General features: G+C 40.7%; 17 protein-coding genes. 1 reads left to right on the top strand and 16 read right to left on the bottom strand.

Translation table 11 applies throughout. From position 1 onward, the window contains the following. Positions 1-74 precede the first annotated feature (74 nt). From G602_RS0111965 to G602_RS28945, 15 genes are all read right to left on the bottom strand, one after another. Positions 75-1,391, bottom strand: a complete 1,317-nt coding sequence (locus G602_RS0111965) for an ATP-binding protein (RefSeq protein WP_026659216.1) — start codon at positions 1,389-1,391, stop codon at positions 75-77. Positions 1,392-1,874: 483 nt separating this feature from the next. Then, the gene (locus G602_RS0111960) at positions 1,875-3,665 is read right to left on the bottom strand and encodes a BspA family leucine-rich repeat surface protein (RefSeq protein ID WP_026659215.1); all 1,791 of its coding nucleotides are present in this window, start codon (positions 3,663-3,665) and stop codon (positions 1,875-1,877) included. Between the two features lie 32 nt (positions 3,666-3,697). Further along, positions 3,698-3,916 carry a hypothetical protein gene (locus G602_RS0111955; protein WP_026659214.1) on the bottom strand — a complete coding sequence of 73 codons (219 nt, stop codon included), beginning with the start codon at positions 3,914-3,916 and terminating at the stop codon, positions 3,698-3,700. Positions 3,917-4,222: 306 nt separating this feature from the next. Then, the gene (locus tag G602_RS0111950) at positions 4,223-4,843 is read right to left on the bottom strand and encodes a restriction endonuclease (protein WP_049945201.1); all 621 of its coding nucleotides are present in this window, start codon (positions 4,841-4,843) and stop codon (positions 4,223-4,225) included. Between the two features lie 274 nt (positions 4,844-5,117). Beyond that, the gene (locus G602_RS0111945; protein ID WP_026659212.1) at positions 5,118-6,218 is read right to left on the bottom strand and encodes a hypothetical protein; all 1,101 of its coding nucleotides are present in this window, start codon (positions 6,216-6,218) and stop codon (positions 5,118-5,120) included. 9 nt (positions 6,219-6,227) lie between these two features. After that, positions 6,228-6,755 (bottom strand): hypothetical protein, encoded by a 528-nt coding sequence (locus G602_RS0111940; protein ID WP_026659211.1) that lies wholly within the window; start codon positions 6,753-6,755, stop codon positions 6,228-6,230. Positions 6,756-6,777: 22 nt separating this feature from the next. Continuing rightward, positions 6,778-7,194, bottom strand: a complete 417-nt coding sequence (locus G602_RS0111935) for a hypothetical protein (protein ID WP_081675992.1) — start codon at positions 7,192-7,194, stop codon at positions 6,778-6,780. Positions 7,195-7,266: 72 nt separating this feature from the next. Further along, positions 7,267-7,707 (bottom strand): hypothetical protein, encoded by a 441-nt coding sequence (locus tag G602_RS0111930; protein ID WP_026659208.1) that lies wholly within the window; start codon positions 7,705-7,707, stop codon positions 7,267-7,269. Between the two features lie 63 nt (positions 7,708-7,770). Next, on the bottom strand, positions 7,771-9,768 hold the full coding sequence (locus G602_RS0111925) for a hypothetical protein (protein ID WP_026659207.1): 1,998 nt from the start codon (positions 9,766-9,768) through the stop codon (positions 7,771-7,773). A 19-nt stretch (positions 9,769-9,787) separates the two neighbouring features. Then, the gene (locus G602_RS0111920; RefSeq protein WP_049945200.1) at positions 9,788-11,641 is read right to left on the bottom strand and encodes an ATPase, T2SS/T4P/T4SS family; all 1,854 of its coding nucleotides are present in this window, start codon (positions 11,639-11,641) and stop codon (positions 9,788-9,790) included. A 1-nt stretch (position 11,642) separates the two neighbouring features. After that, positions 11,643-12,797: a hypothetical protein gene (locus G602_RS26385; RefSeq protein ID WP_044931969.1), complete on the bottom strand. Its 1,155-nt coding sequence runs from the start codon at positions 12,795-12,797 to the stop codon at positions 11,643-11,645. 10 nt (positions 12,798-12,807) lie between these two features. Beyond that, positions 12,808-13,446 (bottom strand): hypothetical protein, encoded by a 639-nt coding sequence (locus tag G602_RS0111910; RefSeq protein ID WP_026659205.1) that lies wholly within the window; start codon positions 13,444-13,446, stop codon positions 12,808-12,810. Positions 13,447-13,463: 17 nt separating this feature from the next. Beyond that, positions 13,464-14,471 (bottom strand): hypothetical protein, encoded by a 1,008-nt coding sequence (locus G602_RS28950; RefSeq protein ID WP_026659204.1) that lies wholly within the window; start codon positions 14,469-14,471, stop codon positions 13,464-13,466. 59 nt (positions 14,472-14,530) lie between these two features. Continuing rightward, positions 14,531-15,787 carry a S1 RNA-binding domain-containing protein gene (locus G602_RS0111900; RefSeq protein ID WP_026659202.1) on the bottom strand — a complete coding sequence of 419 codons (1,257 nt, stop codon included), beginning with the start codon at positions 15,785-15,787 and terminating at the stop codon, positions 14,531-14,533. A 24-nt stretch (positions 15,788-15,811) separates the two neighbouring features. After that, positions 15,812-17,542: an NlpC/P60 family protein gene (locus tag G602_RS28945; protein WP_049945199.1), complete on the bottom strand. Its 1,731-nt coding sequence runs from the start codon at positions 17,540-17,542 to the stop codon at positions 15,812-15,814. A 427-nt stretch (positions 17,543-17,969) separates the two neighbouring features. On the opposite strand from G602_RS28945, the gene G602_RS0111890 reads away from it, so the two are divergent. Then, positions 17,970-18,338 carry a hypothetical protein gene (locus G602_RS0111890; RefSeq protein WP_026659201.1) on the top strand — a complete coding sequence of 123 codons (369 nt, stop codon included), beginning with the start codon at positions 17,970-17,972 and terminating at the stop codon, positions 18,336-18,338. A 301-nt stretch (positions 18,339-18,639) separates the two neighbouring features. Here G602_RS0111890 and G602_RS0111885 read toward each other — a convergent pair whose 3' ends face one another. Next, the gene (locus tag G602_RS0111885; RefSeq protein WP_026659200.1) at positions 18,640-19,404 is read right to left on the bottom strand and encodes a hypothetical protein; all 765 of its coding nucleotides are present in this window, start codon (positions 19,402-19,404) and stop codon (positions 18,640-18,642) included. Positions 19,405-19,429 lie beyond the last annotated feature (25 nt).

Below are 19,429 nucleotides of genomic sequence, written 5' to 3'. Positions count from 1 at the left end.
AATTTATTTTAGATAAACAGCTCTTTAAGTATCAATAGTCAGATGTTTCCTTCCCTCATGACTATTAATATATTCTAATTGTACTCATCTATATTCCACCCCAAGTATAATGGGATGTTGTAGGTCTTCGTGTTTTCACACATATTTTCTGCAATGTTCTTCTGTGATAGCTTAAAGCCATGCTTAACATCATATTTTTTGCAAAATTGTTTATAGCTTTTTGCCTGTGTGTTGTCTGCAGCTTTAACTTCAACCGGCACTATTTCCCCATCTTTCTCGTAGATGAAATCTATCTCTGCAGTATTTCCTGATCTCCAGAAGTACAACTCTTTTCCACAGGATTTAAGCTCGTTTAATACATAGTTTTCTACAAAGGCTCCTTTGTATCTGACAAACAGCTCCGTTCCCTCTAAGATTGTTTTAGCTGCAACACCTGATTTAACCCGCAGTAGTCCAACATCTGACATATAAACCTTGAAATACGTCTTATCAGCAAAACCTGACAGAGGGCTTTCCGGCTTTTCAACCAGATGAACCTGCGTTATCAGCCCTGCATCAGAAAGCCACTGTAGAGCATCTTCAAGTTCAGCAGATCTTTTGCCTGCCTTTACATGGGAGAACACAAACTTGTTGTTCTCCTTTGCCAGCTGTACAGGAACAGAGTCCCAGATCCATCTTATCTTAGGAATCTCATTTACAGGTGCATGCTTTGAAAAATCATCTGCGTAGTCACTAAGTATTTCCTGCAGAACCTCTTCTACTTCATTTATGTCATGAGTCTCAATCCACGTTTTTACTGCTTCAGGCATTCCACCTACAATGTAGTATTCCTTAAGCAGTTTAGTCATCGGTACAGAGTACAGCTCAGGTATAACTCTGTCTGTAGGCCAGTTTTCAAATACTTCTATAAGGTCTCGACGATCATTTGCTATAACAAATTCCTTGAAGCTCATGGGATAAAGCTGCATCCTGTTCACCTTGCCAACAGGAAAGGAAATATTCTCGCTTTTTATCGCAACGCCTAAAAGAGACCCTGCACATATCACATGAAGATCCTTCATGTTTTCACAGAAATATTTAAGGGATGTAATTGCTCTTGGGCACTCCTGTATCTCATCGAAAAAAACAAGAGTTTTCCCCTTTGTGACTTTTGTCTGGTACTTGCGTTCAAGCTCAGTGATTATCCTGTCCACATCAAAATCGTAATCAAATATGGCAGAAACACCAGCTTCTTTTTCAAAGTTTACATATACGTAATTATCGAATGACTCTTTGGCAAATTCCTCAACTATATATGTCTTTCCGCACTGCCTCACTCCTGTAAGCAGCAAAGGCTTCCTGCGGCTTTTTACCTTCCATTTTTCCAGATCATTTATTATTTCTCTATACATAGTTCCTCCAAAAGTCGTGCCTCTTTTGCAATTATTATAACAAAAGTCCTATGACAAACGCAATTTTATTTGCAAATATCATAGGACTTTCGTTATGAAAAGCCACGTTTCACAAAATTTCTGCCTCTGAAAAGAGAAATAAGCTGCTCGAACAAAAGCAACTCCTCGTAATAAGAAAATATGAATTATAATTGTCCTATTTGCTTATTTTTCCATTCTTACAGGACAAATATAACTCATTTTCTTACTATAGTTGTCCTATTAGGTCATTTTTAACTTAGCAGGACAATTATAGCGCTTTTTTATTGTTGTCATAGATGCAACATATACGCCTTATATATAATAGAACAGCAAAAATGAAACAAATTCTATAGATGAATTTGAACATGAAAATAAAAATAGGTATCCATTATTAATGGACACCTATTTCCTGTTCACCATACTCGCTATTCTAATAAACAGCTATCATTTTCAGCTTAATTATTATTCACCAAAATAATCTTTTATTAAACATACCTCACCATTTTCATCAAATGTAATCCATGGCAAATTCCATATGTATCTATCGTCAACATAAAACTGCCATACTTCCATCCCATTCCCATCATCGCTACATTTCCAATGGCCATTCTTAAATAGGTTTTCTACTTCATCATAAAATAAACCATTCTCATAATGAAAATCTACGCTGTAACTATCTTCCTCATAATGGTTCATTTCAAGCTGCGTTGCAACACATAATTTTGCATCTTTAGAAATCCTTATTTTTTCTTTGAATTCAAGATTTTCGGTATCCCCAGTCAGAGAATAAAGCACGCTATACCCATCATTGCTTTGAGGATAAATGTAATACCAGTCCCCTTCTTTTACCAAAGTGCAAACGCCACATTCATATTCAAAACCTGCACCTTTTTTGTAATATTCTGAAGCAGCATTATCATTTTCTGTTTCAGTCACTTCCTCTTTTCTTATAAGCCTACTTGCATTATATTTTTCAGGTATACATACGAGTACTTCATCAGAATCTGCTATACTGTCCTCATCATTATCGCAGACAAATGAGCCTGGCAGGTCAATTCTGATTCCCATGTTAGCAGGAACAACAACTGTTTGAAGAGCATTACAATCACTTAGCATATCCTGCGTATCTTCTACTTTTTTTGTATCAAGGCCACACAGATTTATCTTCTCAAGGGAAATGCATCCACTAAACATCGACCTCATTGATACTACATTCGAGGTATCCAGCCCACCAATTCTAACATTTTGTAAATTAAAGCAGCCCTCAAACATGCTATCCATATTTTTTACATTAGATGTATCAAGCCCATAAAAATCGACGTATACCAGATTTGAAGAATTGCTAAAATCGAGTCTATCCCCTGTAACCTTACATCCATTTCCAAAAGAAATTGTCTTTATCTCATTGTTTTCTTTAAATGCTTCTCCATCTATATAAGTGTTATATGTTATATCATTTAGTCTAGCTGTACTTTTTATAAATGTGTTTTCCTGGGCATTGATCGGATACCTGATTATGATAACTTTATTGCTAGGATCTAACTCATATTTATAATTAGTAAACCAATATTCATTCAACCCTACTGAATATGTCGTAAACTCCTCTTCTGTAGCTTCATCATCAGGGTCCTCTACCGGAATCAATTCATTGTTTTCAAATTTGTAAGCCTGATATTCTTCATCTGGCCCATTATCAGTTAACATAAAGCTGCCCGAATACAAATAGCCATTCTCTTCACTAGTAGAAGTATAAGAACCCAAATTGATATATTTTTTATTATCTACAGTATATATTTGATCCCTGGTGCTATGAACACTTTCATAACACTTTATAGCCAACAACTTCTGATTTGTTAACGTATCATATTTTTCAAATTCAATAAATGACCCATCATAATGATCTTTTATTTCACATATTGAATCACCAGAAACAAACCAGATATTGTACGGATAAAATCCCTCAAAACTATCTCCTTCATCATCAGATGTAATCAAAAAGGCCTCTTTTATACCATCACCATCAAAGTCGTCTATGATACAGTCAACAATAGGATCAGATGTTTTCCTCCTTACTAAATCAGTTATGTTGTTCTCTTTCCCATTTTTAATTATGGATTCATCAATATCATCATATAGACCTTCTTCATATGCCAGGCTCTTTATCCCTGCACAGGAGATCATTGCAACAACTGCCAGTATAGTTCCAGCTGTAAAAAACTCCTTCTGTAATCGTCTTCCAAATTTAAAAAACATTTCTTTAACCTTTTCCTACAAAAACAACCTTGTCAGATTCTTATGCTGTCAAGGAAATCAATTATCGCCCACTTGAGTTCCAGTTCATATCCCCAAAGAACATCCAAAAATTCTTCTAAAGAAATACCCTTACTAAAACAATACATGCCAACATAAGTTGTTATGATAAGCACCAAGAAAAAAAGGATTGCCCCTCCATATCCTTTTTCCCTAACATAATTCTGCTGCACATTTTCTATTCTTTGTTCCATTTTTAGTTCTCCTAACACTTTTCTTAAATCACATATACATTTATGCCTGTCATTTGGCACACAATTTATGATTATATAAAATCTACATGTCATTTTCAACAAAAAAATAAAAAGAGTTTTTACAGCTCTCTTTAAAAACCATTCATTATTCGCATCACTGAAGCTATTTGTTTTCCTTATAACAGAAAAAGGAGTCACTTGTGGAATGACTCCTTCATATTGGGGAAATGGGAAGAATTTTTAGTCACATGTACTGTGACCGAGAGACTATGAAAAAGCCAAAAAGGCTAATTCCCTTTTTATGCATCATATTGCCACTCTATTTTCTTTCTCAGAAGTTTTTGAGTGTTTTATGAGCTTTTGGTTGATGTTATTCCTATCCCACAGCTCAACATCATTGCTCTTTGCAAGCTCTGTTGCAGCATTGGTGAAATAGGAATTGGTTATAACCATGCATCTGTCTGCTTTGTAATATCCCTTTGCTCCGACGATCTCCTGAATGGCCGCAATGCCGACCTTACCACGGTATCTTTTTGCCTGGATGATAAGGGTCTCATTACTGTTTCTGCAGACAAGATCTGCACCAAAATCACCACTGTCCGGTGTAAGCTTCACACGGTATCCGAGATTTTCAAAATGACACTTAAGGTAATATTCAAAAGACTTTCCGGACATCTTATCAACTTCAGCGAGAGGACTATTTAAGTACTTTCTCTTTTTTATTACCCTGGCTGCAAGCTTTATTACCGCACATACAAGGATAAGCGCAATACATGAAACATAAATAAAGTATGTCAGCTGCTTATTGGTAACTCCCATCTGCCTAAGCCTCAGATAAAGAAACAGAAGCCCTGCTATGATTACTATTGCCAAGAACTTATATATTTTCAGTTTGAATTTATACCTTCTGTATTCGAAATACTTCATTGCTTAGTCCCATTCATAACTGGTCATCTTACATCCCGTGGTTCAAATATATGATAATCACCTTCCTGCCTGCATGTATGACAGGTATGAGTCCATCCAAATCTCTTACAGAATGATTCTGTCCTGAATAATCTCCTGAAGCAAAACAGGTTACAGACAAAACAGCAGAAAGTAGATTTGGCAAACTTCGTGTAATGATGCTTTTCACAACAGCAGGGTTCTATCCCCCATTTGTTTCTATGGTTAAATCTGATGATTATGCCTTTTTTCATATTCAGTTCCATTCATATACGCAGTTATGCGGCGTAGCCCCGCGTTTTGCACAGTCAGACTGCCTGGTGTATACGGTTTCAATCTCATGACCATGATATGTATATACAACGTATTCCGTAGTAACTACTTTTGTTACGCCCTCTGATTCATATGTAGTAGATACAGTATTTACCACCTTTGAAACATCCGGATCAGACTCTATGCAGTGATATTCATCACCTTCTATGAAGTAGTGGTAATTTGTTACAAGCTCTCCTCCTCCAAGGGCATAGATGTTCAGATATCTGTTATCCGCCTTTGATGAATATCCCTGGAGAAAAGATATCATCGTGGGATTCTTTAAAAGCCTTGCCCAGTCCTCTCCTTCAATCTCCGGAAGTTCAAATGTGTACTGGTTCTCGTAGTTATCACCTATTACATTGTGTCTGTTGATGTAGTATTCGCACTGCTCATTTATCTCGCGGACAATAAGCTCATTCTTATTGGCATTAAAGACATCATCATCCACAAGGAACGCCATCTGTGAAACTTCCGTGCTTCCCGGGAGCTTTTCTGTTAAGACCTTGTAAACATCTTTCCTGTTCCCTGAGTAAATGGTCCCGTCAAGCGCATATACCTCAACATTGTCATTGAGGAAGTATCTAAGAAGAACCCCTCCGTAATTCTTTGTCCAGGTATTTAAGGTGGTAAGTCCATTTCTCTTTTCTGCATCAGATGGAATCTGTACCATGCCCGAAGTATCAAAGACAACATTGTGGCTTATATAGTAACCGTCTATATCAACAAGGCATACAACCGGCGTATAAAGCGCCATCTCCTCGACTCTTCCCTGATTATCCCAGTTAAAGGAATAAACAAGGGAGTTATAAAATACTGTAAGCGTTTCATTAAGGTCGTCCTCGTCATTCCATACGCAGCCATACTTTTCTACATTATCCGTGTTCATGGTCTGTGCAGCATCATAACAGGCAGACGTGAGCTTACTTGAATACTGGACATTCTGCGTATTTACTTTCTTTGTGATATCGACGTTTGCAAATGATCCAACGCTAAAACACAGGAATATTCCCAAAAAGGCTAATATGTAATCACTAAATTTCATCCGGCTGCCTCACTGCATATTGTTTCCAACGTATCCGCCATAAGAAGTAAACAGGGTTATATCGGAGCTCTTTGTCTGAAAGAGCCTTGAAAGCCTGGTTCCGAGTGTCGGAGAGATGTTCTTTACTTCTACGGAGAGATAATCACCATTCTTCATCCGGTAATCCCTGTTGTCTCCGGAAGCAGGGTAAAGCACGTTAAGGATCTCTTCTTTCGTATAGTCGACCCTGTACGTTGCGATCTCATGGTATCCGGTATCAGGATCTATCACTTCCGTGGGTACGGTATACGCTGATGAATGCGTTATATTTATCTCACATAAAAGATGTGCCGTGTCAACGTCATAGCAGAGTTTCTCATAAGCCTCAGGCGTGATCTTTCCCGCAACCTTTGACTTATCCACGAATTCAACGACCGCATTATCTATATAACTCTGCCTGATCGTGTCCTGCTTCTGTGCGATAAGCATGATCGGGACAATGAACATTATGATGCATCCAAAAAATGCGGCAAAAACCCTTCCTAATACATCACCCATAAAAACTCCTGTTTCTATATATTTAACTGTGAGTATATGTCACAGCCTTGATTTCGTTTGTTGAGAAATAATCGTGTTTGATCAGATAATTGTCGTCCATGCTTATCTTTGTCTTAAGATCCAGGACATAAGCTGGGTTCTTTTCCCTTAGATTCTTAAGATAGTCATCATCAAGCACTGCCCCATCAAGTATGATGGTTATCTTGTCATTCTGACTTATTATGTCAGTAAATACGGAGCTGCCATTTACGTACAGCACCGGCTCAGAATATCCAAGCTCCGTGTTCATAGTCACAGATGCCTTGGTATTCATATCATCAATCTCAGCCTTGTTAAATACACTTAAAAGACCCATATAACACATAAAAAATGCAATCGCAGAAGCAAAAATGATCGTTGCTGCCACTATATGCAGATATTCTGAAAAAGTATCGCCCATGCCATTCTCCCTCTGCCAGATCATCCAATGACCGGAGGCAAAAGCCCCCGGCAAATGATGACCGCCAAAATATCAGCTCTTCCTGAACACAATACCTACGATGGCATCTGTTGTAGCGTCACGGACTACCTCTCCCGTGAATTTTGAATTCGGATTGATATACTGGCCGCTTGTCTTATTCCTGGCATTTGCAAGGTCTGCCCCGGGTGCTGAAAATGAAGCATCCGAATAGATGTAATTAACCTGACCGCCACCATTGTCAACGCCAACGTAAAGCTGGTCGTTTGAGTGGAGCTTGATTACATTTACCACTTCTGAGCCGGTAACAACTGCAGCATCGTACTGTGTGTACTTCGCCTCATCCATCTGGGTGATCGTTGAGTTAGAGTCTGTAAGTGCCGCATTTCCCGATTCCTTGACTGTTGACCACTGCATGAATACGAATCCAATGACCAGACATGAAAGCACTACCGCAAAAACCGTCCTCAATCCTTCTGATAAACTTCCGCCCATCTTTTTTCTCCTTTTATGTAATATTTTTATAGTATAAGGACCAGCAGTCCCTGATACCTTCAGTTACATCCCGATGCTCTTCATCATCTCCATTGAATAGAGTGCAAACGGAACTATCATGTAAACGACCAGTGTAAGGATAAGTGGTATGAATGCCACGATCTTTCCTACTTCCGCTTTCTGTGTTGAGATGATCTCGTTATCGGTCTTTCTCTTCTCCTTGTAGTATTCCCTGTCAGTCTCGATCTCTGCGAAGGCTGTAAGTATGTCCTCTTCCTCGACCATAAGCAGATTGTCAACAAATCTTCTGAACGGAGGAAAAGTCTCCTGATTCTTCATCTTCTGCAAGGCCTTCTTTGTTGAATACTCAAGGTTTATGATGCACTCCTGTATTGACTGCCTGAAGCAGAATGAAAATCTCTCAAGCCAGTCAAGAACAGTATCTACAAGTATTCCGTCAACGTGCATAAGGATAAGCACTATCGTCTGATACTGGATGACCTCATCTTCCATATCCATCTTCACAATCCGCAGTTTGTACTGAAGTATGAGGTAAGGAAGATAGTAACCTGCAAAGTAGCCAAGGATATTTATAAGCAAAAACCACCATCTGTAATAAACATCCCTGTACCTCTCTACCCTGTAAAATACTTCATCCGTTACCTGTGCTGAAAACTTGGGAGCTATCCCCCTTTTTTCAATCTCAGCCTGGATCTGCTGTCTGTTCTCCGGTGTGTCCTTCATCTTCCTGCAGCTTAAGGTGTAATCAATTGCTGCATCCCTCATGGCCTGCCTGTACTCTTCATTCGGAACAATGGAGGATTCAAATGTAGTCTTAAAGTCATTTAAGAGATTATGCCTTGTCCTCCACTCTGCCGTGAATATGACAAGGTTTATCATAAAGATTGCCAGGAGCCCAAAAAGGATCCTCTTTACCAGGAACCCCTTTATCCCTATCCTGTCCCCGACCATCTTAAGGCCTTCATCAATCTTCAAATGCTTCGTATAATGTCTGTTGATCTCGATGGTAACGAACCTGTTTATCACTGGAACCGTAAGGAGCCAGCTTATTATCTTGTGTTCCCTCTCATCGTCCACATGCCCGTCCTTTAGGTTGGCTATAAGCTGGTAGACTATGACTGTCACAACAAAGATGCATGCCATTACCGTTGTTCCCGCAGGCCCATTGTAAAAAGAGGTCATTTCAGGGATATTTGATATTCCCCATGCCTCTATCGCCTTTAAGAAAAACAGTGGAAGAAGTGTAAGCGTTATCAGCCCCGAAAAGAGGAAGGCATTTCTTCTTCTCTTTATGAGCTCCACATTTATCTCTTCTTTTAGGTAATTGATATTTGTAAGGAAGAGCGACTGCCCGTCATCCAGTGTCTTATCACCATATTCCTTTATGGTCGCGCAGATAGCCACCATTGTAAGAACAAACTTGTTTGGTGCGATATCCTTATACTTATCTACTTCATGATCCACATTTGTTGCGCCAAGCATCCTGTAGATCTTGGATGCGTGAAGCCCCATCTCATACGGAGTTTCATCCAGAGTGTCATAGATCGCATCCTCAACATTTCCAAGTACCGAATAATGATGCCTTATGTTGGTGATAAAATCCCCGAGCTGGTTTAGCAGTTTGTTATCAAGGCTTTCCTGGGCTGCAGTTATAAAATACGTGAATATGAAATAAGCCATGAAAAAGCCCATGCAGATATAAAACCAGTCCCCGCCGGAGATTGAAATGACAAATATAATCAGAAGAAGGGCTCCGCCCACACACTTTGCAGTCGTGAGGGTAGCTTTCCTTTTTATGCTCATCTCATCTGCCGGGTAATTGATCTCAAGGAAATTCCGTATCTTCTGGTAATATCTTTTGAATACCGGCGTCTGTGAAAAGAACCTGTACAGCCAGAAGATACCCTTCATGCTTGCCCTGCTTCCCCTTATCGGGGTAAGGGAGCGCTTTTTTCTTATGCTGATCGTAAGCAGGATGTAGAATAAGAGGCATACAGCAATCGCTATAAGCATCACTCTCATCGTTATCTGAGAACTCATATATTATTCTCCTCATCTATCATGCATACTTTCTTATCTCGTTAAACTCTGATTCAAAGAGCTGCCTCTGCTCATCAGACTTAAGGTTGAGTCTTATCTTTTCCATGAGAGCCTTAGAAGGCATGTTCTTGAATACATACTTTCCGTTTTCAAAGACCACAAGATCCCTTGAGGTATAAACTGCCCTGTCTGTTCCTCTTCTGTAATTTTCCATGGTATCGAGCTTTATCTTCTCATCAATGGACAGTTTCTCATTCTGCGGAAGCTGTGAGGGATATCTTGTATCATCTATGGGAATGATCTCCGTGATCCTTGAGCAGAAACGGTGTCCTGCAACTGATTCCATGTGGAAGTCGATGTTTATTGCCCTTGCTACCATCTCCTCAGCAGCCTTTTCTGACTGGAATCCTGCTCCAGAGTGTGCATCCAGAAGGTTATTTCTCATGGATATGATAAGGTCACGGATGGTCTTTGCATGATGGGTCCCTATCGTAGCCTTGTTACCAACCTGCGCAGTCTGTACAAGCCATGAAGCTCCTTCTGCAGTCGCAACCTCTGCGAACACGAAGTATGAACCATTCATCTTCTTTTCTAGGTCCAAGCCTTCCTGTGCGGTAAAGTTGTCTGTCTCCTGCAGTGTAGAGATATTCCTGTCGGGATATACCTGTCGCATGTTTGCCTCAAACGCCAGCTCCTGGATTCGGATATTTTCAGACTTTGGCACATATCTGATAACCGACTTGAGCGTTGTGGTCTTACCTGAAGCCTGCATTCCGGAAATGATGATGTTGATATAGCCCTTGATAAGCCACTTTATCATTGTGATGGGAACGATATTGTTCATATCCTTTAAGATGGTCTCAGGCTCAAGGGATGTGACGGAATCAAACTTGCGGACAAAGAATTCCCAGGAATCCGCTGCGGGTGGTCTTGCAACTACCACACGGGAGTTGTCCATCATGGTCGATACAACCCTGGGATTTCTTCTTGAAAGTGCATATGGTGCATTGTTCTTGTATACGTTGGAGCATATCCGCACAAGCTCATCATGCGACCCGAAGCTTAAGAACTTCAGCTTTAAGTCTATGCCATGAACCTTTATCCATACTGATTCAAAGGAATAGGGCTGATCCTCAGACTGCACTGAGTGCCCTGTAAAAGGAATCCCTGAAACACCACCATCAACTTCATCTACCGCATTATCAAAGAGGATATCAGCAGCACCAAAGCCCTTATATTCCGAGAACACTCTCTGCGCTATGATCTCAAGCTTGTCCTCATAATCTATATGCTCGATCGTCACAATGAAGTCCTTATATGCCTCTTCTACTTCCTCATCAGATACTTCATATAGATAATCACCGTCCTCACAGACTTTCGGGTCAAGCCATCCGTAATCCTCTATAAGCTGTACAAGGCCGTCCTTTTTATACTCCTTCATGTAGAAATAGAGCATTATCTCGAACTTGTCCCTTGTCGTAAGCCTTATCGGATTATCAAAGGCAATGACATTGTTCACGGTATCTTCCGTTACATTGATCGCTTTTCCCCTGATGATATCCTTGATGAAGTTCTTGATATACTTCTTGGCTACGGGATTTCCATAAGCTGATTCCTTAAGTGAGATACGCAGTTCCTGCTTTGCAGATTCCCTGGCTTCAAGTTCCCTTCTTGTAAGATTCTGCTCTTTAAGATTTACCTTAAGGGCAGTTGAAAACTCCTCAGCAACCTGCGCTGTTATGTGTTTTATGGTGTATGGATTTTCAAAATCCAGCTGTTCTTCAGACTTTGATAACTTGGTGAAGTACCAGAATAAAAAAGCTATAAGTGCTGCAAAGATCACCAAGATCAGTATCAAGTTCACGGTCTGCATCTTACGCTTCCTTTCGTTTAAGATTTTCAGAAGATTCCCCGGTGTTCTCTGTATTTTTCTTCTTCAAAAGGCCGTTTGTTTTTGATATAACGCTGTTCTTTATATTTGAAAGATTACTTTTAAAATTTTCCTTCCGTTTTTCAGCCTTTATCTTCTTTAACTTCTTTGGATCAAGCTCTGTTATTTCCCTGGAAGGCTCTTCTTCCTCTTTGAATTTTTCATTTACTGATACATGTACAAGCGTCTTTGAAGGCTTAAGGAATTCTTTTTCTGTCACCTCTACTTTTACGTTGTCCCCATCAAGAACTGCCTTTTCATTCGCATACCTTGCGACAGTCTTTTTCGTGAACCTGTACGAATCTTCTTCCATTTCCTCCTCGTCGATAAGAGCCTTTGTGAGCTTTGACATCTCACTTATAAGGTGATATGAATAGTCACTCTTTTCAGGTTCCGTATTTGAGAGGATAAACTGGATCATGTTCTCATTGGTGTAGTAATCCTTAAAGTCCACGTTATACGGCATGGTGTATATCTTTTTTACGCCATATACTTTCTGCATGTGATGAGCTGAAAACTGGCTCTTGTAATCGTAGTTTGTAACCAGAAGAAAGCTGCTCTCTGACGAAGGAGCAGAGATCTCTTCTTTCTTTCCCTGTGAGATACAGGTCACTGTCCTATCAATATATGGAAGGACTGCTTCAACAACCTTACCTGCTTTTCCATCGCAGAGGACAAAGATATTGTCATATATCCTCTCAGCTGACCTTATGATGGCTCCTACGGATTCGGGGTCCTGTATCACTTCCCTTGCAACGTCACCCTCAACCTTCTTCGAGACCTTAAGGATGTCAAAGAGATTTTCACTTGATACTGCCGGGACAACAGCATTAGCAAAATGGCTTTCCGTAAATGACTTTACCCCTGCCCTTCTTGTAAGGGAGTCCATACCGGTGTCTTCAAAGATATACTTGTTATCATCAATCGACTGTTCCCCGACTCTTTTACCGATCAGATATTTTTCTACCGGATATTTTGTCGTAAGCTGCAAAAGCAGTGTCTTTTTCAGATACTTTGTTGCTGCAAGGCCAGCGCATAAGGAAATCGCCTGCGGTGCATAGTTCTTCGATTTATCTGTACCTTTGAATAAGATAACCATCTGGTCCACCTTAAAAGCGTCTTACGCGCTTTGCCTTTCTACAATATTTTTTGACTGTCTTCATATCATCCCCGGTAATGATCGCCAGCGTTGACATCACTGCAAGCTGCATGTCCGCAGAAGTATCCTTTATCCTCTGCCTGCCGGTGTGAGATAAGTTGACATATGCGATCTCGTCCTTATCATCAAGCGGTATATATCCAAGCATCTGGTCCTCTTTTATCTCAAGGAGTTTTATCACTGCTCTTTCCGTAACCTTGTTTGTGACCTTGTCCCTCATGATAAAGAAGGATTTCTGGAGAAGGTCTTTTGGTATCCTGGTCATCCGGTGGATGTCACATGCGCTGTAATCATGAAGGATGAATGAGTATTCAGAGTCCTGACTTTCTTCATTAAGTCCCATGTAGTAAACAACAAAGTCAAACTTGTCGATGAAGGCTTCTGATACTTCCGCATCCCTTATATAAACGATGTTTTCCTTTTCTACCGCCTGCTCATCGTCCTTATACTGATGCACGGATTCATAAAGGTCTTTTGCGTAGCTGTTGTCGATAACAGCCACCTTGAATTTATTGCTGGCAAGGGATTTTGCCACATAATATGGAAAATCTCCTTTTTCCTTTCCTCGAAAAGCTATTGTCTTAGCCATTGTTTGTCACCTCCTCGTTAAGGCGCCTGTGTCTCTTCACCGGAACCTTCTGCAGATGCTCCTTCACCTGCTCCTTCTTCCGGAACTGGTTCCTCAGGCTGTTCTGCAGGTGCCTGCGCATCTTCAGCTGCTGTCTCTTCCGTGATCTCTTCAGCATCTTCAGGGTCTGCCTGGTACTGAATGCCAAGCTGTGCACTCTTCTTTGCCGTATCTGCGATACCATGACCGTCCGAAACTGCCTTTAATGTATCTTCCGACATACCGATAAGCCTCTGTTCAAGATTCATTCTCGCATCAAGGTTAAGGGTCTCCTTTGCAATTGAAAGGATATTGGGATCAGAATTGATAAGATCTATTACCTCAGGCCTTACCACATAATTGGGAACTGATTCTTCCTGGAGATTTGGCTCTACATACCTTGTGGTATAGATATAGGTTCCCGTGACCGTGTAGGCATCGATTGTTGCTGAAGCCATTCTTAGTATCTCGTCTTCATTCAGATATGAATAGAAAACACTGTTTGGAAGGATAAGGTTATGTACAGGCTTCTTTGTAAGCACTGTATAGTCTTCACCAGTAGGGAACATGATGCGTACATCAACGTAGTCACATTCGCTCTGGTCAGTCATTAGGTTTGCAACTGCAATCTCATATTCCCTTGTGTCCTGCTGGACCTGGAGCGGTGTTACCATGTCTGCCATTATCGGTTCCAGCTCCCTTATATCAAGGACTGCAACCCCGCCAACTGCATCAACCGGAAGATAATACTCAGCTTCAAGACCTGTATGGATCTCCTGCTTCATTATGTTTTCATCAACCACGAGTGTTTCTCCTGCAGAAATATTCTTCTTGGCAACATAGACAACCTGCTTGTTTGAATCTATCTCATACTGGAGTTCATTTATCTGTGCCGTCTTTTCATCAATGGTCTTTTTACCGACATAGATGATAGCGATGCATCCTGCGAGAATAATGAGAACTGCCACAAGTATTGAGATGACCAGCCTGAATTTGTTTTTTCTCATTTCTTTTTTATGCTCCTTCTTTCAAAAATATGCTGCCCTCCAGGGAGAGCAGCTTTTTCTTACTTAAGGCTTCCGTAAATGAACTTCTTTTCTTCATCCTTTGAATTTATTCTTACTACTACCTGCTCCCCCATAATCGGCATTCTTCTGCCTGAAGAAGGATGCTTGCATACACAGTCCATCTTGTTGTCGAGATTGACAAATACGCCCGCTTCTGTAATTCCTGTAATGACACCTGCATAGAAATCTCCGGGATTGAATTCTGTAAAGTACTTAAGCCTCGGATTAGCCTTCGCCTGCTTTATGGAACCTGTAGCCTCTATCAGCGTGTAGTAGGAGTTGACAACCTTTACCCTCTTTGGCTCAGCTGAAAGGATCTTTACATTCACCCTGTTTCCGACCCTGTAGCACTCTGATGTCTTTATCCCGTCGAAATCCCTTGCATCTGCCATATAGAGCCATGAGATCTCTTCAATCGGTATCCTTATCTCTGCACCGCAGGCATCCACTGTGATATACTCCCTTGCCACTGCGATTATCTTTGCCTGGACGATCATTCCCGGAATAATGTTTGGCTTTCTTCCGTTGATTGAGGTATAGTTTTTCACGCCTCTCATGGAAAGAGCCGAAAGTCTGTCTCCATATACTGTTCCTGTCTTTTCATCAGCATATCTGGCTACGAAATCTATCTCAGCCCCTATCCTTCTCATCATGTTCTTCTGGATATCCATCGCCATCGCACGGTTCATGCGCTCGTAATGATAGTGGTAAAGAACATATGAAGGAATGCTTACCGTAAACTGGCCAGTCTTGAATCTTACTTTTGCCATGAAGTCCGGGATGTAATCCGGATCATCCGGTTCCTTAGCTGACTTGATCTCCGTGATGGATGTAATCGTTCCCTTAAGGATCCTGTCCTCGTTTGCTGAAGCTACAAGCTCAAGCCACTCTTCTTTTCTGTGTGTGGAGTCTGTCTCGACAAGTGCTTCGTCCCCGTCCTCTACGAAGACATGCTCTGAAGAATAGATCTCCTTCTTCGCAAGGTCTGAAGCTTTCTGTACCGAGTGGGTATTTCTCTGTACGTGGAGTCTGATGGCATCGGCTTCCGGCATCAGGTCGATCTTTCTCTTTCTGGGTCTTCCCGGTCCTCTCTTTTTAGGTGCTTCAGCAATAGGTTCGCCATTCTCCCCAGAGGTTTTTTTCTCTGTCTCATTGGCATCATCCATCACAACAGCTTCCATCTTTACCTTCTTTGGAGGATTGATTCCTTTTGCGAGCTGTTCAACTGAATCTGCCTGTAAATCCAATTTAGCCATTTGATTTTCTCCTTTTTACGTTTATTACATTGAATAAAAAACATAATTATTTATTGTAGTGAACCATGGATAACTGTCCCATTCGGACTCATTACCATCAGCTCCCTCATTTTCCTCGCTACAAAGATCTCTTGTATCGAAGAAAAATACTGCTTTTGGATTATCCAGAACCTTTAACTGTCCGGAAAGTACCATGTGCGCCACATTCAGAATCTCCTCCGGCGGTTCTATTTCTGAAAGTTCGCCGCCCCCGGCGTTCTGGTATATAACTTCACTTAAAGTCCCGGGGAACATATCAGAGGCCACCCTGTTCTTCATGACCTCTCCCACTGCTATCCAGCAGTTCATTCCGTCTCCCCTTGCCTTAAGGCTTATAAACTTTGCCAGAAGCTCTTCATCTTCGTAACTATATTTTAGAGTATAATATATCGATTTTTGTGTGTCAATATTTTTACATATATTATCATTTTTTATATACTCGCAGGACATATAGTTTTCTATGACGCTCTCATCTATGCCCACAGGATCCTCTGCAGGACTGTAATAAATGCTGAAACTATTATACTTACTCACTGTAACTGTCTTTTTCTCTGAAGAGCAGTGGCACCAGAGTCCGTCGCCTATATAGATTCCGGTATGGTTGGTACCGAGCCTGTTGGTCACACCTATGTCTCCAGGCCTGAGTCCATCCAGTGTGGTGGGTCTAAGGCTGCTTGACTTTATCGCCTTTGTTGAACCCATCTGTCCGTATATCTCACTTGGGAAACCGCTTGTCATATATGTCCACTGCACAAACCCTGAGCAGTCAAGTCCGTGCTGCAGCCCGTTGTCTTCGTTATAAGACCACCATATGGTGTCATATCCAGGCTGTGTTGCCTTGCCGCCCCACTCATAAGGAACCTTTCCGATAAGTGAAAGCGCAGTCTGGACTATGGTCCTTCTTATACCATCCAGCTGCTCTATATAAGGTGCATACTCCATGAGTCCCTGATTGGATGTAATCCCGACAGAAGGGAGATTTATAAATACCGTCTGTGAGATTGACTGATTACTCGTGACACGCTTTATCATCTCTGTGCGTCTTTCGTAGTCATCATCTACAAGTTCCCTGCCGATTCCCATTTTTTCAAACATGTCTTCCGGCTTTAAGACTGAAAGCTTTACATCTATATAGGTGATATCCTTTTCCTCGGGCACTATGAGCTTCTTTTCACCCGTGGTCTTGAAATGACCGTTCTGCTGCTGTTCATAGACATCCACTTCTGTAGGAGTGGTTATATACTCATCGCCATTTAGTATAAATTCATCAAGTACCCGGTCCGACTGGCTATAATGGGGTATCTTTGTAGGAACATAGTCCTTTACCGTACTCTCTGTGACCTCATATGAAAGGAAGGGGATCTCCCGTAGCTGTGGCACATTTATGGAATTATCCAAAGCGTACTTCTTACAGCTCATATAGACTGAGAGGAACCTTATGTAATCCGCGTTCTTAAAAGGGTTTGGCTGATCATAGAATGAATCCATGGATAGTGAGTAATCATATCCCTTTTCCCTGATCAGTTCCTTGATCTCCTCCTCTGCGGATGAATATCTGTCTTTCAGCACTTCCTTTAGAAGGAACACTACATTTATCACCGAGTCTTTTAACTGGATTACGTTTGCATCTGTCTGTCTTGCAGCATGAGCCTGTACAGGATATGTTCCTATAAGCATCAGAGCTGCCATGGCACCTGCCAGGATTCGTTTCAGCATAGTTTTTCTCCTTTGATATATTTTTACATATATTATATCTTTATATGTATAATATCAAGCAAAGTATATTTAGGAAAATGGGAAAATATCAGATTATATCGGGGAATTCAGTGATTATGAGCAGATAAAAAATACAGATAGATTTATTTTATATTGACAAAAAGCACATATTTGCGATAATATAATATCAAGTTAAGTGATTTTGATCCACGTTAGTGGACCTCCTTTTTACAGATAATAGAAAGACCACGGTTGCCAGCCGTGGTCTTTTACTGTGCCATGTTTTATCAGGCCTATTATTATGATATAAAGGTCCACCGTGAACCTTGCCAACTATTTTTGCATATAAAACGCATTCCTTCAGATAACATAAATTGACAAAATACACATGTTAGTGTCAAAATGAAAACAACAGGAGGCAACTATCATGGGAGATCCTAGATTCTTATCCAAAAGCAAAATCACAAAAAACGACATCTGTAATTACATGCTCTCAGAAATCGAGGACTACGACAGACCTGTTCATAACCACGCCATTTTCCACGAGCAGTATGACAGTGATAATGACTATAGGAAATTCATGGATTCCAGGAATGATGATGATATAGATGAACTGGACGAACTTGATGCAATGAGACAGCAGGACTGGGATGAACAGGAAGAATATGAGCAGAAAATGCATGACATCCATGAAAAGTATCCTGACTTTGACGCTGAAGGCGCAATATTCAGGCATGAAGATCCAGAAGCAGCTGAACGCGGTGCCAGGTTAGATGATTATCTTAACTGGTGGTAATTTTGAAATACTATTATATATAAACCAAGGGCCATCCGATTTTGAACGGATGGCTCTCTCTTCTTGATTGGAAAGAATATATTCCGATATATCTTACTATCATATATTTCTACAATTACGAACTCAGGCAAGACTTTTTATCCAATCCCCTATGGGCCCCAAAATGCAGAAGATGATCTGATCATTCGTTGCTACAAAATTTCTTCGCATTTATCCTGCATATCCTGCGTGATCTTGTCAAAAGCTGCGGCTCTGGGTGCAAGGTACCCTCCGAGAGATATACCTATGATCGTCACATCCTTCAATTTGAAATAGTCAATGCAAATATCACTGACCAGGATACTATAATGATACCTATAACCAACTTGATGCCCACTTCCGGCCTGAGGTCATAGAATTCCATTTTGCCAAATCCAATCAGAGACATCAGGACTCCAATTATGATCATGATCAATGGTAGCAGCGTCGCAAACAAAAGAAGGAAAATAGCTGCTGCGAAAAAAGCATCTACTCGTAAGCAATCACTGATCATTGAGCTATTCAAAAATCCCACTAGCAAAAAAATGCCTACGAATAGAAAAATAATACCGGCAATGCGAAACAAAAATCCCTCTTCCCAGCTTAAGCGTTTGTGATTCCATATTCCCGGGAGATATGCAAAACCGTGATCTCTCAGATAATGTTCAATGATGGAAAGGAGTTTGTCCTCATCAAATCCAATATTCGCCCAATCCTTATGATCGATTCTTTTTCTCCAAGGCAAATTCTTCGGTGTAGAGAGTGAAAAAACAGCTCTGGTCTCCGTGGACAATGGCGGCTTATAAGTATCTTTGACAAGCAAGGTTTCACCGCCGCAAAACGTTTTGTCTCTGCTAAGTATATATGTCACATAAAAGGAACCGGTGTCCCTGTTGTCAGTTTCTTCCGAGATTTGCTGCGTTTTCCACCTGGCAACAATTTTATTTTTTTGAACAGTTACAACAAAGGGATATTCATCCGAGTTTAGATCCCTTTGTATTAAAGCTTTAAAATCATTAAATTCTTTTCTATTAATCCTTTTCTTCATGTTTTACTTAGTCCATTATCCTACT

The organism is Butyrivibrio sp. AC2005 (genome assembly GCF_000424145.1).
Taxonomy (GTDB): domain Bacteria; phylum Bacillota; class Clostridia; order Lachnospirales; family Lachnospiraceae; genus Butyrivibrio.
Note: the sequence above shows the minus strand (reverse complement) of the source record. Positions and strands in the feature narration are given on the sequence as shown.